Source organism: Pseudomonas sp. RA_105y_Pfl2_P56, assembly GCF_963970845.1.
GTDB lineage: Bacteria > Pseudomonadota > Gammaproteobacteria > Pseudomonadales > Pseudomonadaceae > Aquipseudomonas > Aquipseudomonas baetica_A.
Genome location: NZ_CAXAPL010000011.1, coordinates 73,960 through 88,625, shown reverse-complemented (window position 1 = coordinate 88,625; position 14,666 = coordinate 73,960). Strand labels below are relative to the sequence as shown.

11 protein-coding genes and 4 tRNA genes are annotated in these 14,666 nt (G+C 56.5%); 2 read left to right on the top strand and 13 right to left on the bottom strand.

The genetic code is table 11. The annotated features are described in order from the left end of the window. The first annotated feature begins 521 nt into the window (after positions 1 to 521). On the top strand, positions 522 to 872 hold the full coding sequence (locus AACY11_RS10110; protein ID WP_339494595.1) for a hypothetical protein: 351 nt from the start codon (positions 522 to 524) through the stop codon (positions 870 to 872). 489 nt (positions 873 to 1,361) lie between these two features. On the opposite strand, the gene AACY11_RS10105 is transcribed toward AACY11_RS10110, so the two are convergent. Together AACY11_RS10105 and AACY11_RS10100 are read right to left on the bottom strand one after the other, a co-directional pair. After that, a complete protein-coding gene (locus AACY11_RS10105) occupies positions 1,362 to 1,988 on the bottom strand; it encodes a hypothetical protein (protein ID WP_339494594.1) in 627 nt (208 codons plus the stop codon). Between the two features lie 524 nt (positions 1,989 to 2,512). Beyond that, positions 2,513 to 2,589 (bottom strand) — tRNA-Val (locus AACY11_RS10100). 183 nt (positions 2,590 to 2,772) lie between these two features. Here AACY11_RS10100 and AACY11_RS10095 point away from each other — a divergent pair. Next, positions 2,773 to 4,056, top strand: coding sequence for an NAD(P)/FAD-dependent oxidoreductase (locus AACY11_RS10095; protein WP_339494592.1), 1,284 nt, complete (start codon positions 2,773 to 2,775; stop codon positions 4,054 to 4,056). 46 nt (positions 4,057 to 4,102) lie between these two features. Here the strand turns inward: AACY11_RS10095 and AACY11_RS10090 are convergent, their stop codons facing one another. The 11 genes from AACY11_RS10090 to AACY11_RS10040 form a co-directional block, all read right to left on the bottom strand. After that, a complete protein-coding gene (locus tag AACY11_RS10090; protein WP_339433410.1) occupies positions 4,103 to 5,074 on the bottom strand; it encodes an XdhC family protein in 972 nt (323 codons plus the stop codon). Between the two features lies 1 nt (position 5,075). Beyond that, positions 5,076 to 6,311, bottom strand: a complete 1,236-nt coding sequence (locus AACY11_RS10085; RefSeq protein ID WP_339465516.1) for a c-type cytochrome — start codon at positions 6,309 to 6,311, stop codon at positions 5,076 to 5,078. A 2-nt stretch (positions 6,312 to 6,313) separates the two neighbouring features. After that, entirely contained in the window at positions 6,314 to 6,853 is a 540-nt protein-coding gene (locus AACY11_RS10080; RefSeq protein WP_339433412.1) for a (2Fe-2S)-binding protein, read from the bottom strand. After that, positions 6,846 to 9,677 carry a xanthine dehydrogenase family protein molybdopterin-binding subunit gene (locus tag AACY11_RS10075; protein WP_339494591.1) on the bottom strand — a complete coding sequence of 944 codons (2,832 nt, stop codon included), beginning with the start codon at positions 9,675 to 9,677 and terminating at the stop codon, positions 6,846 to 6,848. The genes AACY11_RS10080 and AACY11_RS10075 overlap by 8 nt, the downstream gene beginning before the upstream one ends. A gap of 333 nt (positions 9,678 to 10,010) precedes the next feature. Then, positions 10,011 to 10,979 (bottom strand): DMT family transporter, encoded by a 969-nt coding sequence (locus AACY11_RS10070; RefSeq protein ID WP_339433414.1) that lies wholly within the window; start codon positions 10,977 to 10,979, stop codon positions 10,011 to 10,013. Further along, on the bottom strand, positions 10,976 to 11,548 hold the full coding sequence (locus tag AACY11_RS10065) for a TetR/AcrR family transcriptional regulator (protein ID WP_339433415.1): 573 nt from the start codon (positions 11,546 to 11,548) through the stop codon (positions 10,976 to 10,978). The genes AACY11_RS10070 and AACY11_RS10065 overlap by 4 nt, the downstream gene beginning before the upstream one ends. Before the next feature lie 521 nt (positions 11,549 to 12,069). After that, positions 12,070 to 12,146: transfer RNA gene (locus tag AACY11_RS10060), tRNA-Asp, on the bottom strand. Positions 12,147 to 12,240: 94 nt separating this feature from the next. Then, positions 12,241 to 12,317, bottom strand: a tRNA-Asp gene (locus AACY11_RS10055). Between the two features lie 56 nt (positions 12,318 to 12,373). Then, positions 12,374 to 12,449 (bottom strand) — tRNA-Val (locus AACY11_RS10050). Positions 12,450 to 12,625: 176 nt separating this feature from the next. Further along, a complete protein-coding gene (locus AACY11_RS10045; RefSeq protein WP_339433416.1) occupies positions 12,626 to 13,402 on the bottom strand; it encodes an SDR family oxidoreductase in 777 nt (258 codons plus the stop codon). Further along, positions 13,399 to 14,610, bottom strand: a complete 1,212-nt coding sequence (locus AACY11_RS10040; RefSeq protein ID WP_339433417.1) for an O-succinylhomoserine sulfhydrylase — start codon at positions 14,608 to 14,610, stop codon at positions 13,399 to 13,401. Before AACY11_RS10040 ends, AACY11_RS10045 begins: the two co-directional genes overlap by 4 nt. Positions 14,611 to 14,666 lie beyond the last annotated feature (56 nt).

The following is a 14,666-nucleotide window of genomic DNA, read 5'->3' as shown; positions in this document are numbered from 1 at the left end:
ATTAAAGAGAGAATCAAAAGCAGAACACCTACTAGTAAGCCGCTCTTGATCTTTCTTATTTGCGTATGCCACTACGTGGCGTGCTCTTGATCTTGCTTCTGTCACGCAGTGACGTTAAGCCATACCTACCAATGGATAATTACAATGTCAGATTCAGACATAATCAGAATACCTAGCTTCACCTCATTCGCAATCAAAAATATAGTTATCTCAAGGGGTTTAGCCAAAGAGATTGTTAACAAGCGCAACGATCATCAAGCGTTATACGCCATTTCTCTTAATAATCGTATCACCCTACAAGCCGTAGGCTACATCTCTAGATGCCGCCTAGAGGGAATTGAGGAAGCGTCAGCTATCTAGACTGTGACTTACCTACTAACCCTCCTGCTATGCCTTCAGTACACTCAGTTATTAATCTTACAGATAATACAGAACTACAGCATTCTAGCCATAGCCCTAAACATCATCTGCTATTCACTCACCCTGATAATTACAATCCAACATACAAGACAGAGAACACCATGAATCTGACAGACAAAGACAAAACTGAATACATTGAGACCAACTCACACTGTGACCTGGCTAAACGCTTAGGTGTAACCATGCTCACTTTAGATACTTACGCAGAGGAACAAGGATGGAAGGAGGAACACCGTATCTATTGGCATGATAAGTCAATTGAGATATTGAAACAGGAACTAGTCAACGGAAACATAGCAGCGGTTAAGGAGATGCTTAAGGTAACTGGTAGCGTAAGACCAGTAGGACGCCCAAGGAAAGCAGATGTAGAGCGTGAAGTGGCGATTAGCAAGCGGATTGCTGACGAATATGAAGCTGACGTACAGAGACTTAGCCTTGTAGGCGGCAAATAGAATAATTATTTATTAAAACAGAAGGGGTGTAATGACCTTGAGCATCACTGACCAGATTCAAAATGGTGAGGAATGGACATAGCTAGGGCATAGAGAGCATTACGCTCTGTTTCTAGGAGATTCCTAGATGCCCCTTTGGGGTGCTCAATGCGTTACCACATTGGCCGTTCTTCACAGGGGCTTACGCCTGCTGCGCCTGATAGTTCAGCTACCAGTAACCTGCCCGACTTAACTATCCCAAGTCTGGATATGGAGCTACACATACGTCCGTAGCTGACGGGCCGGTCTACAATCCATCGGCGCGGACTATCAAGCTTTCTCCCTGTCAACTACGCCATTCAAGGCTCCGCCATACAGGTACACTTCACCATCTAGCGCCCCCTTTGAGGGACATACGGTTGGCTAGGAACAGCTAGGCCCGTTTGCCTATTGCAAAAATAGTCTTTTGCCTACTACGTTGTCAAGACCCCAACAGATTTTTCTTACTTCCTATCTAAATTCAGTTTCAAAGTCAGCAACAACGAGAACTACCCCAGCCGATCTATTCTCAAAATCATTTAGCTGCTCCCTCCAATTCAGGACGACAGACTCTTCCTCCTTCACCACCTTTACGCGTCCATAATTGAGAGACATCAACTCGTCAATCTCATCAATGGTATCTAACTTTTCTTTCGTTGTAATAGACGGATTGCTAAATCTTTTTTGCAACGTAGATATACGGTCGATCCTGGCTGCAATCACAGCATTATCATTAACAACAGATGCTGCTGGCTTCATTCTTTTTTCAGGTTGAAACGCTGAATCAGAGTAACACGCACTCCCAGACTCAAAGGGAGCTAGGACCCGTGTAAAAGATAAGTTACGACCACTTAATATATTAGTGCTATTGCCATCCCTCCACCCTTCTATCTGAACGATCACGCCAGCCAGTCTTTTGAACGTGAAATTCGAGACATATATTTCAATTGGGTGGTCCAGAGGACATTTAGGTCCTGCATCTTGCCCTCTAAGTTTCGCACTCACTGTCACGCCATAAAGCGAACTGATGAGCAACAGGGTCACGCTCAATACCCCGACTGAAATAGCTACCCGTCTTCCTTGAACAGATAATTTCATTTCCGACCTCAAGCGTATAGTCAATACGCCATCCTTTCACGATGTCAGCATTTGGGCTAGAAATTCAGAAGCAACAATGCATATATATAGGGACCACCCCTAACCCCCTGCCCCACCCCTGCTAAACAAACCCTCACAGGAATTCCTACAGCATCACCTGTGGGCGTCCACGATTTAACACACAGCGTTGGGGTGTAGAGCGTGGCCGATAGGCGTCTATCGCCTCACAGCAGGCACGTAGCTCAGTTGGTTAGAAGCCTGCCCTTGTGAGGGACGAACAACGGGCAAGGGAGTGAGCTTGCGAACGTACCACCACCTAGACAAGAAAGGGCTCAGGCCATACGTATCAATAGGTTAAGTGGGTTCATTCACAATTCTGAGTGTGAACAGAGGGAGGTAGGAATCTACGTTCACATTGCCTTGTGTGAACGAAGCCTATAATTTGTGAACGTTTTCTTAGGCAAAGAAAAAGGGCCCACCTTTCGGTGAGCCCTTCTAGACCGCCCAGCAGAGCGGATTTTGTTTGGTAGGCGCGATTGGACTCGAACCAACGACCCCCACCATGTCAAGGTGGTGCTCTAACCAACTGAGCTACGTGCCTGCTGTGAGGCGGCATTCTACGGAATTCCGAAGGGGTGTCAACACCTTTTTTTCACCTAACCCTATGAATATGCAAAATATTTAATTTGCGGCCAATGAAGAAGATTTTCCGGTGGCTGGCGGAGGTTTTTCAACTCCGGTAGGATCGACGCACTCGTAAAATATATTAAACAGAGGCGACAGAATGGCGAACACCCTTTACCCAGAGTCTTATTACGCTGCGTCGGCCAATGCCGTACCGCCACGTCCAGCCTTGCAGGATGATGTGGAGACGGATGTCTGTGTAATCGGTGCCGGGTATACCGGGCTGTCCTCGGCCCTGTTCCTTCTGGAGAACGGTTTTCGCGTGACAGTGCTGGAGGCCGCCAAAGTCGGCTTCGGCGCTTCAGGACGCAATGGCGGGCAAATCGTTAACAGCTATAGCCGCGACATTGATGTGATCGAGCGTACTGTTGGCCCGAAACAGGCGCAGTTGCTCGGCGAGATGGCCTTCGAAGGCGGCCGGATCATTCGCGAGCGCGTCGCCAGGTACAACATCCAGTGCGACCTGAAGGACGGCGGTGTATTCGCCGCCCTTACGGCCAAACAGATGGGTCATCTTGAATCGCAGAAGCGTCTATGGGAGCGCTTCGGGCACTCACAACTCGAACTACTCGATCAACGCCGCATCCACGAAGTCGTCGCGTGTGATCAGTACATTGGCGGCATGCTCGACATGAGCGGCGGCCACATTCATCCGTTGAACCTTGCGCTGGGCGAAGCGGCTGCCGTGGAGTCCCTTGGCGGCGTCATCTATGAACAGTCGCCAGCCGTGCGCATCGAACGCGGCGCCAATCCGGTCGTGCACACGCCGCAAGGCAAGGTCAGGGCCAAATTCATCATCGTTGCCGGCAATGCCTACCTCGGCAATCTGGTGCCGGAACTGGCAGCCAAATCGATGCCGTGCGGCACGCAAGTGATCACCACAGAACCGCTGGGTGAAGAACTGGCGAAAGCGCTATTGCCGCAGGACTACTGCGTCGAAGACTGTAACTACCTGCTCGATTACTACCGCCTGACTGGCGACAAACGCCTGATTTTCGGCGGCGGCGTGGTGTACGGCGCGCGGGATCCGTCGAACATCGAAGCAATTATCCGCCCGAAAATGCTCAAGGCTTTCCCGCAACTCAAGGACGTGAGGATCGACTACGCCTGGACCGGCAACTTTCTGCTGACGCTGTCGCGTTTGCCGCAAGTTGGACGTCTGGGCGACAACATCTATTACTCGCAAGGTTGCAGCGGCCATGGCGTGACCTACACACATCTGGCAGGCAAGGTATTGGCAGAGGCACTGCGTGGTCAGGCTGAGCGTTTTGATGCGTTTGCCGACTTGCCGCACTACCCGTTCCCGGGTGGGCAAATGCTGCGTACGCCGTTTGCTGCGCTGGGTGCCTGGTATTACGGCTTGCGTGACAAATTCGGAATGTAAAAAAAGGGCCGCTGAACAGCGGCCCTTTTTATTGAACGCAAGGCGTTTAGAGGTGATCCCGAGCAATCCCGCTACGGATCCGCAAGATATCCGCCAACACCGCCAAGGCGATTTCCGCAGGTGTCTTGCTGCCCAGGTTCAGGCCGATCGGCGCGTGAATCCGCGCCAACTCGCCCTCCCCCAATCCGCCAATCCTGCGAAGGCGCTCAAAGCGTTTCTGCGACGTCTGCTGTGAACCCATCACGCCAATGTAAAAGGCCTCGGTGCGCACCGCCTCCATCATTGCCAGATCATCGATACGCGGATCATGCGTCAGCGCCACCACCGCCGTGTCGCGATGGCAGCCACCGTCGGCAATGAACACCGACGGCAATTGCCGACGAATCTCTACGCCACTGAGTACCACGCCTTCGAGCACCTCATCACGCGGATCGCAGAGAATCACTTCGAAACCCAAGCCAACCGCAAACTCGGCACACGCCTGCGCCACGCTGGAATACCCGGCAAGCAAAAGACGCTGAGCCGCACCAACGCGGATTCGTACCCGATCGATCTCACGCTCGATCCGCGCACCCTGTTCGCGATCTGCAAAAAGGCTGCGCGCACCACTGGCCAGATCGACTTCACGAATCAGCCGACGCTGACCAAGCAGCGCCGATTCCAGTTCACGCAGATGCGCCTGCACGTCACAGCCAGCGTCAAATTTCTCTACCAGCACATCGAGAATACCGCCACAGGGCAGACTGACCCGCGAACGCGGATCGTCGCCTTCGCCGTAACGCACGACGTTGACCGCATCGAAAAACGCACCCTCGGCGAGGCGCTCGAGAAAATCCTCCTCGACACAGCCGCCGGACAGCGACCCGATCCACTGCCCGCCGTCATTCACTGCCAGCAGCGAACCCGGCGCACGCGGCGCCGAGCCGTAGGTGGTCAACACGGTACAGAGCCAGATGCACTGCCCCGCTACCGACCACTCCAATGCACGCCGCACCACTTGCAGATCGAGATGCTGCATGTCAGTGCGCCTTGTGCTCGATGGGCGGCGCGTCAGCTTGCAGCTTCTGAACCTCGCTTACCGCCAACTCTCCGGACTGGCCGCCCCACCCTTGACGCAGGTAGTTGAGAAGATCGGTCAGTTGCTCAGGACTGAGCTTGTCGGCAAAACCCGGCATTGGTTGCATGTGTTCGAACCCGGAGAATTTCTGCTCGCCGATACCGTCCTCGATGACCCGCAACAGATTGCGTGGATCTTCCAGACGCAGCGTGGTGTTGCCGCGCATGGCAACAGCGATGTGCGGCTTGCCTTCACCACCCGCCGCGTGACAACCGGCGCAGACATTCAAATATTCCTGACGGCCCCGTTGGGCACTCGCGCCGAGCTTGTCGACCGGCACGGCGACGAGCTCTTTGGCTGCCGGCGGTTGATCGCCGAGCAGGAAGGTCGCCATGGCAGCCAGATCGGTATCGTTCAAGCCCTGAGTGCTGTTGTGGAACACCGGGAACATCTCGTTGAACATCGTGCCCTGCGCGCTCATGCCATGCTTGAGGAATGTGCTCAGGTCCTGATGATTCCAGCCGCGAGCGGCCAGATCAGTGGCCAGCAGGCTCGGCGCCAGATAGCCATTGAGGATGCCACCAGTGAGACGCTTGTCCATTTGCATTGCGCCCGACAGCCCGCGTGGCGTATGGCACTCGCCGCAGTGGCCGAGGACGTCGACCATGTACTGGCCACGCTTCCAGGCGTCGCTTTTGCCGTCGGCAGATTCCAGCTTCACGTCTTTGCCGTACATCATGTTCCAGCCCATCAGGCCCAGACGCACATTGAACGGAAAGCTCAGGCTGGTGACCGGCGCTGCCCGCTCGATCGGCTCAACGGTTTTGAGGTACGCATGAATCGCATCCGAATCTTCGCGCGGCATCAGGTGATACGAGGTGTACGGCATCGCCGGATACAGGTTTGCGCCGTCACGACGCCTGCCCTCGGTCAACGCAGCGTAGAACTCGTCATCACTGTACAAACCGATGCCATGCTCTTTGCTCGGGGTGATGTTGGTGCCGTAGATCGTGCCGAACGGCGAGACGATTGGCAGCCCGCCGGCAAATGGCGCGCCACCCGGTGCAGTGTGGCAAGCCATGCAGTCGGCGGCGCGGGCGAGGTATTGGCCGCGCTTGACCTGATCATCGGCGTGGACAAACAACACTGGCGCAGCCAGCCCGACCGCCAGGGTCAGGCGGGTCAGTAATAGCTTCATGCTTAACCCTCCTTGACCAGGCCGAGATCGGTCAGCACGTTGCGGGTCGCGTTGTAATAACGCACGTACCCGGTGCAACGGCATATGTGATGACCGAGGCTGTCCTCGATGACTTGTTCGAGTTTGCTTTGGACGATTGGCTGGCGTTGCAGCTTTTCCACCAACACGGTCGCGGCGTTGACGAAGCCCGGCGCGCAGTAGCTGCACTGGAAGGCGAACTCATCAACAAAGCGCTGCTGGATCGGATTCAGCTCGGTGACCTGCCCGCTCTCGTCACGCTTGGCGTGCGATTCGATGGTGCGGACTTTCTTGCCTTCGAAGTAATGCGCGCCGGTAATGCAGGTGCGCACTTCTTCGCTGGTGCCGTCCGGGTTATCGACGATCACCACGCAAGCGTGGCAAATACCCTGGCCGCAGCCCAGACGCGAGCCAGTCAGGTTTTTGTATTCGTGCAGGTAGTCGATCATCGGCAGGTCATCAGGGATGTCCACCGGGCCGACGGATTGACCATTGAGGGTCAGTTGAAGCGGACGGTTAGCCATTGAGGGCCTCCTTGATGCGCGCAGCAGTGATAGGCAGATCGCGAACACGTTTACCGATGGCGTGCGCCACGGCATTGCCAATGGCGCCGACCACCGGAATCATCACCACTTCAGCGATACCTTTGGACGGATCGCTGGGTGACAGCGGTGGCAGAATCTCTGCCGTCTGCTTCCACACCGCGACGTGCCGGGCCATTGGCAGGCGATAACGGTTGAAGTTCCAGTCACCCTCCCCCGGCCCGCCCTCGTACAGCGGCATCTCTTCCATCAGCGCATGACCAATACCCATGGCGACCCCACCTTCGAGCTGCCCCTTGACCAGTTCTTCAACCAACACCCGACCGCATTCGACCCAAGAATGATGGTTGAGCACTTCGACTTGCGCCGAGCCTTTGTTGACCTTCAACTCGACCAGGGTGGCGACCGGGCTGTAGTAAGTCACCGCCGCGTTGTTCAACTGAACAACCGGGTAGTTGATGTTCTGGCGATCCAACAGGTGGAAACCCGCCGTGCTCATCAGCGCTTTCTTCGCCTTCGGCGCACCATCGCCGTACTTCACCGCCAGACCGTCAAGCGGCAAACGCTCGCGCACGCCGTCGATGCTGTATTCGGCCTCGGCCCAACTCCAGCGGTTGAACGCATGAACAGTGGCGCCGGTCACCAGACCGCGCTCATGAGCGTGCTTGGCCAACTCTTCGAAACTCAACGGCTGCATGCCGTTGGCCGTGAGTTTGCCGTCGACCCAATGCGCGTCTTCACGACGCACGACGTAAGGGTTGGCTTGACCGCCGTAAGGCCCCTGACGCCAGATTTCCATGGCCGCCGGCCACAAACCGTTGTTGAACAGCACGCGCGCTGCCTCACGGGTTGCGTGGCTGAAGTAGTAAGCCGAGTTGGTCGCCGAGGAAGCCGAAGCCAGCTTGCCGACCCAACGCGGGTTGCGCAGCAGATTGTCCTGCTCGGCCTGGCTCATGATGTAAGGGTTGCCGCTGGTAATCAGCTGCATTTCCTTCCATTCGGTTTCGCCGGTCTTCACTTCATGGGCAGGGCTACCGAGGAAATCAGCGACGACCAGGGCTTGCGAAGTCGACATGCCGGTGCCGATTTCAATGCCGATATGACGCAGGGTGATGCGCCCCTCGGCAGTGAATTCGATACTGGCCATCGGTGCTTCGGAGCCGGTGCCGAAGTCTTTCTGACAAATGGCGAAACCGACGCCGTACCAGTTGTCCGGATCATCTGCTTCGCGCTGCTTCTTGATGGCGTCGCGGTTTTTCCAGACTTCGTGCACTGCGGCCTTGTCGAGAATCTCGTGCAGGCGCAGAGCACCGGCCGGGATCGCGCCCTGAGTGTTCTTCATACCCGAACGCAACGCGTTCTTGCGGCGCAAATCGATCGCATCGACGCCGAGCCGATTGGCAATTTCGTCAACCATCATTTCGGTCGACGCCATGCTTTGCAGCGTGCCGTAACCGCGCATCGAGCCCGCCTCAACAGCGCGTGAGTGATAAGCGGTGACCTGCAGATCGTTCTGCGGCATGTAATAGATCGACTGCGCCGCCGTGGCGCCAACTGCCGCAACCGAGGGGCTGTAGTTGACCCGCCCGCCACCGTCGACACTCATTTCGGCGCGGAAAATCTTGAAGGTGTAATCGTTCTTGTCCACGGCCAATTGGTAGCGGATGTCGAACGGGTGGCGCTTGATGCCGCTCTGGAATTGCTCGTAGCGATCGTTGGCCAGGCGCACCGGCACACCGGCACCGTAAAGCGCAGCGAGTGCTGCGTAGTAAACGAAGATGTTGTGGTCTTTGGAACCGTAACCGACGGTGTAACCGGGGTGCATGTTCAGGTTCGCCAGACCGAAGCGCGAGGGCGCGATCATTTTCGCGGTCTCGGTCGCAGCTTCCAGTGGGCACTGGGTCGCCACCACGAAGTGCAGCGTCTTGGTGGCCGGGTCGTACCAACCGTTCCCGTTGTCCGGCTCCATGGCGGCAGGTTCGATCGATGGGGTCTTGTAACGCTCGTCGAACACCAGCCAGTTATCCGGCGGCGTATCGATCTCTTTCTTCATGCGGTCGGCGTAGAACAAACCGCGCTCGGTCAGGTTGCCGTGCAGGTTCGGCTGGGAATTCCACACCGGACGACGGTTTTTCAGCATCGGGAACAGGATCGAGTCCTTGAGGCTGGCGAATTCATCTTCATCTGCCGACGTCGGGCCACCCACACGTACGTAGCGGAAGCTGCCGTAGGGGTCGCCTTCGTAGTAAGGCACCTTGGCGCCGTAACGAATCGCTTTGTCATTGAATTTGAGCTTGTTCTTGGCCTGACGAAAACGCTCGAAGTCGTTCCAGATCAGGATAGCGACCGGGTGGCCGATGAACATCGGCACCTTGCCCTCAGGCAAAAGTGGATCTGGCGCGTGCTCTTCCGGGAAAACGATACCGTCCTTGTCCAGATCGGCAGCGGTGACGATGCGGTCAGGCTGCAAATCGGCGCCCAGCCACGACAGGTCGTAACCGTTATAGATATGGTCAGCCTTGATGGTTTTGAGCAGCATGGCGTGGCCTTGCTGCTCAGGCCAACCCGGCATGTCCCTGGAGCGGATGTCGCGAGCAAACACCTTGCTGCCGCAGACCTTGGACAGGGCGTCGTTACGCTGGCGCGCCTTGCCGTTGTTGCCGAGCCACTTTTCGGACGGCACGGTGACGCTGTTTTCCATCAAGGCAGCCAGCGCCTGACTGCTGAGCGGCGTGAGCGTAACGCTCACTCCCGCCACCAGCCCACCCTGAAGGAACGAGCGCCGGGATATTTCACGGTTGGACATGGATCATCCTCTGGGCGGTTATGAGTCCACCCTTCTGGTTATCTACTGGGAATCTCGAGTCTTGCAGAAGCCCTTTCTGGCGAGGCCAAGAGCCGTGTTGACAGTGCAAAGCTGACCGAAAGGTTAACTTTAAAGGTTTCTGCGGCTGCGGCAAACAAGCAGTTACAAAAATCTGACTAAAGAATCAGAATTACTGCGACCTTGCGCCGCAGCAAGTCACTGGACAAAACGCTGTCCAGCTTCTGCAGGGGTGAGCCTGCTGTCTGCGTCCGCCCAGTACAAATCAATCCAAAGCAGGTACCTGAAATGCCCGTACCGACACATTCACATTAGTCAAAGGCCAGTTTTTAAACGATGCATCTCGCTATGTGCTCTTCTGCGATAAAAGGCGTGAATAGCCCACACCACCCCAACGAATAGCAACCCTGTCCCAAGCGCTTCCATAGGAGAGGGCCAGCGCTGGTTGATGAGCAAACCCATCGCAGTTGCATAAATAGTCCCGCTGGCGATCAATTGCCCGCTCAGCGCCAGAGGTAGGCGCCGGGTTGCGATTGACCATGCCCAGGCACCTGCAAGGGTGGCTCCCACGCCCTGAATTAATCCACAGACTATTAGCGCCTGAGTACCTGCCAACCCGCCCGAATGGCTAGCGAAGTGGGACAACTTCAAGTAAAGCCCAGCCGGGATGAAAGCCAGCATTTCGACGCTGCACATGAAGATCAGCATGGCGGACCACAACATGGGCGACATACTTGGGCGTCGAGCCAAAGCACTTTCATTTATCAGGCCAAAACCCGTCCAGAATCCGATTGCAAGCAACGATGCCAGGAGCCCAAACATTATCGAGGTTGTCGGTAGCACCACCGTGGCGCTACCAAAATCAAACACGCTCAAGTTGACCAGACTGATGCCTAAAGCCGCCACCAACAACGGCCCGGAAATGGCGCGCCAAGGCACGCTGGAGCTGCGCATGTTGCCGGCAATCGCAAGCACGATAGGCACTGACCCCATCATCACCGGAGGGATCACCGGCCCGGCTGCCAAGACCGCAGTGGTAATCAGAAAGAAGTAACCGATGTATCCCAGGAAGCCCAACAGTGCGGCGCAAGCCCAGTCGCCCAGCCTCAACTGCCGCACTTCGTCACGGTAAACAAACAGCACTAACAGACTACCCAAACCGGCAAAGGCATAGCTCACCACAGCCAGATCAAAAAGACTGTAATCGCCGACAAGCCCCGGAAAGATGTAAAGCAGCGACCAAGAAAAAGTGGCAGCAATGGCCGCTAACAAGCCAAGGGTCATACGCTTTGCTCCTGCCCAGCCTGCTTGCGGATCCAGCAATGAGCCATTTGCCGCGCAGTGTCGAATACCTGCGCGTCCTGGCCCATGGCGCCGGTGACAAAACTACCCTCCAGCAAGATAAACAACCCCTCAGCAACTACGTGAGGGTCGCTCAGACCGGCACTCACGGCCAATGCAGTAAGGTTTTCGCGCACCCCTTGCTTATGCCTGCTTACAGCCAAATGCACTGGGTGGCTAAATTGTGGGAATTCAGCCGCACTGTTGACGAACAGACATCCGCGCCCGCTATCTTTCAAAAGAAAGCGTTGATACAGATCGAAAAAAGCGAGCATTCCACTGACAGGGTCAGGTTGTCTTGCCAAAGTGCGCGCGACCTCTTCGCGCCAGCGCAGATCACGCTTCTCGAGGCAAGCCACGATCAGCGCATCCTTTGAGGGGAAATGGCTGTAGAGCGTCATCTTGGTAACACCCGCCATCGCGGCGATGGCCATCACACCAGTAATGTATATACCTTCCGACAGAAACAGCTTCAGCGCTGAGTCAATCAATCGCTCACGGGTATTGTCCAATTTCAGGCACTCCGGCATCGGGATGGAGTTGACTATACTGACCGGTAAGCTGGAGACACATCCAGATACGACCTTAATCATGGCCGTCACGACACAGACCGCAGCATGCCAACGCAGCAGTAAATCGCAAGATTTGGTCTGTCCTGAATTTCGCTACGCTGTATAAGCGCTCAAAGGCCTCGCGTGGTTATACGGACGCCCGCTTTGCGGCAGCGACTCAGTGATTTCATTTGCACACTGCGAATACTGGAGTTCGGAAGGTGAGCTGGCCGCGCGCTTACAGCCTGCTCACGATGGTGATGTGCATCTTCCAAAGATATTGGCTGCACTGGCGCTATCGCCAGCAGGCTCCCACAGGGATTTGTGCTCAATATCGGTCGACTGAAAGAAGCCAAACGGGAAAGGTCAAATTTCAGACACAAAAAACCCCGGTCTTTCGACCAGGGTTTTTGCTATCGCTTCCGAATCAGCCAACGGCTTTTTCGGTGCTTCAAGGCGTTCAGTGGTCCTTGAAACAGATATGGCGCAGCGGACGGGACTCGAACCCGCGACCCCCGGCGTGACAGGCCGGTATTCTAACCGACTGAACTACCGCTGCGTATCGCTTTGAGCTTGCGCTCAAGTAACTCGTTTTGACTGAAAGCTTCGGTGCTTTGCAATCGCGAACCAGACAATGCCTGACTCGTAAAATATGGCGCAGCGGACGGGACTCGAACCCGCGACCCCCGGCGTGACAGGCCGGTATTCTAACCGACTGAACTACCGCTGCGCGTCGGTGCAGGCACTTTCAGCCTACGCTCTTGCTTACGCAAGTCTCTCGGGGAGTGGTGGGTGATGACGGGATCGAACCGCCGACATTCTGCTTGTAAGGCAGACGCTCTCCCAGCTGAGCTAATCACCCGTTTGCATCTCCGAGGCCGCGAAATTTACGCAGGTAGTGAACCTAAGTCAATAGCAGGATTGAAGTTTTTTTCAAAAACAGCTTTCAGCGATAAGTGTCGAGCAACAAGCAAAAGCAAGAACACATACACCAGGCGCCTCACTGCCGTGCTTTGACTTACAGCTTGAAGCTGGCTTTCACTGCGCGTAAATCATCTTCTTGGTCATACCGCCATCGACCACGAACTCCTGCCCGGTGACAAATCCGGCATTGCGCGACAGCAGCCACGCCACCATCGCCGCCACATCCTCGACCGTCCCTACCCTGCCCGCCGGATGTTGGGCATGATCGGTATCGGCCAGCGGTTCGGCGCGACGCGCGCAAGGATCGCGCGCATCGATCCAGCCCGGACTGACTGCATTGACGCGAATCTCTGGCCCGAGGCTGATAGCCAGCGCATGCGTCAACGCCAACAGACCGCCCTTGCTCGCCGCATATGCCTCGGTATCCGGCTCGGACTGCCCGGCACGGGTCGACGCCAGATTGACGATCGAGCCGTTGTGCGCTCGCAGATAAGGAGCACAATGCTTGGCCAGCAACATCGGCCCACTGAGATTCACCGCCAGCACCCTATTCCAGTAAGCCAGATCCAGGCTTTCCAGGGTGATGTTGTGCGGATCAGCGACCGCCGCATTGCACACCAGCGCATCGAGACGCCCAAACTGCCCCAACACCTCAGCCACGCCCAGCGCGACCTGGCTTTCCTGCGCCACGTCCATGGCGATGAACCAGGCGTTCTCGCCCAGCACTTTCGCCACTTTCGACCCACGCGACCGATCAAGATCCGTCAGCACGACCTGCCAGCCTTCGCTGATCAGCCAGGCAGCGATGCCCAGGCCGATTCCTCGCGCGGCACCCGTGACCAGCGCAACACGGCCATGGGTCCCCGCTTTCAGAGTGGACAACTCGATCACAACGCCGCCAGACCGCGCGCCAGGTCGGCTTGCAGGTCGACCACGTCTTCCAGCCCTACGGCGATGCGGATGAGACTGTCGCGGATGCCTGCTGCTTCACGCTCCTGCGGCGCGAGTCGGCCGTGAGAGGTGGTGCTCGGGTGCGTGATGGTGGTTTTGCTGTCGCCGAGGTTGGCGGTAATCGAGATCAACCGGGTTGCATCAATAAAACGCCAGGCGCCCTCTTTGCCACCCTTGACCTCGAAACTCACCACGGCACCGAACCCCTTCTGCTGGCGCTGGGCCAACTCGTGCTGCGGATGGCTCTTGAGACCGGCGTAATGGACTTTTTCGATGCCCTCCTGCTGCTCCAGCCATTCAGCCAGTTGTTGCGCGTTGGCACAGTGGGCCTTCATCCGCAGGTTCAGGGTTTCCAGACCTTTGAGGAAGATCCACGCGTTGAACGGGCTCAGGGTTGGCCCGGCGGTACGCAGGAAACCGACGACCTCTTTCATCTGCTCGCTACGACCAGCCACCACGCCGCCCATGCAACGGCCCTGGCCGTCGATGAATTTGGTCGCCGAGTGCACGACGATGTCCGCACCGAGCTTCAATGGCTGCTGCAACGCAGGCGTGCAGAAGCAGTTATCGACCACCAGCATAGCGCCCTTGGCGTGAGCGATTTGCGCCAGCGCGGTGATATCCACCAACTCAGCCAGCGGATTGGAGGGCGACTCGACGAACAGTAATTTGGTATTGGGCTTGATCGCCGCCTCCCAAGCCGAAAGTTCGGCCAAGGGTACGTAATCGACTTCAACGCCGAAACGCTTGAAGTACTTCTCGAACAGGCTGATGGTCGAACCGAACACACTGCGCGATACCAGAACATGATCGCCGGCACTGCACAGACTCATCACCACCGCCATGATCGCGGCCATACCCGTGGCGGTCGCAACAGCCTGCTCGGCGCTTTCCAGCGCCGCAATGCGCTCTTCAAACGCGCGCACCGTGGGGTTGGTGTAACGCGAGTAGACGTTGCCCGGCACTTCACCAGCAAACCGCGCAGCCGCGTCGGCAGCGGTGCGGAACACGTAGCTGGACGTAAAAAACATCGGATCACCGTGCTCACCTTCCGGCGTACGGTGCTGACCGGCACGTACGGCCAGGGTATCGAACGCTACGCCTTCGAGGTCGCTATCAAGCCGACCGGCATCCCATTCCTGACTCATGCTGTCACTCCTTGCCCTGCGCTGAATAAATGGAAGTCTTTTGCCAGATACAAAAC

What these genes read in the sequence shown, in the direction of transcription:
- AACY11_RS10110 (WP_339494595.1), top strand. Translation starts at nt 522, where the DNA reads ATGAATCTGACAGACAAAGACAAAACTGAATACATTGAGACCAACTCA.
- AACY11_RS10105 (WP_339494594.1), bottom strand. Translation starts at nt 1,988, where the DNA reads ATGAAATTATCTGTTCAAGGAAGACGGGTAGCTATTTCAGTCGGGGTA.
- AACY11_RS10095 (WP_339494592.1), top strand. Translation starts at nt 2,773, where the DNA reads ATGGCGAACACCCTTTACCCAGAGTCTTATTACGCTGCGTCGGCCAAT.
- AACY11_RS10090 (WP_339433410.1), bottom strand. Translation starts at nt 5,074, where the DNA reads ATGCAGCATCTCGATCTGCAAGTGGTGCGGCGTGCATTGGAGTGGTCG.
- AACY11_RS10085 (WP_339465516.1), bottom strand. Translation starts at nt 6,311, where the DNA reads ATGAAGCTATTACTGACCCGCCTGACCCTGGCGGTCGGGCTGGCTGCG.
- AACY11_RS10080 (WP_339433412.1), bottom strand. Translation starts at nt 6,853, where the DNA reads ATGGCTAACCGTCCGCTTCAACTGACCCTCAATGGTCAATCCGTCGGC.
- AACY11_RS10075 (WP_339494591.1), bottom strand. Translation starts at nt 9,677, where the DNA reads ATGTCCAACCGTGAAATATCCCGGCGCTCGTTCCTTCAGGGTGGGCTG.
- AACY11_RS10070 (WP_339433414.1), bottom strand. Translation starts at nt 10,979, where the DNA reads ATGACCCTTGGCTTGTTAGCGGCCATTGCTGCCACTTTTTCTTGGTCG.
- AACY11_RS10040 (WP_339433417.1), bottom strand. Translation starts at nt 14,610, where the DNA reads ATGAGTCAGGAATGGGATGCCGGTCGGCTTGATAGCGACCTCGAAGGC.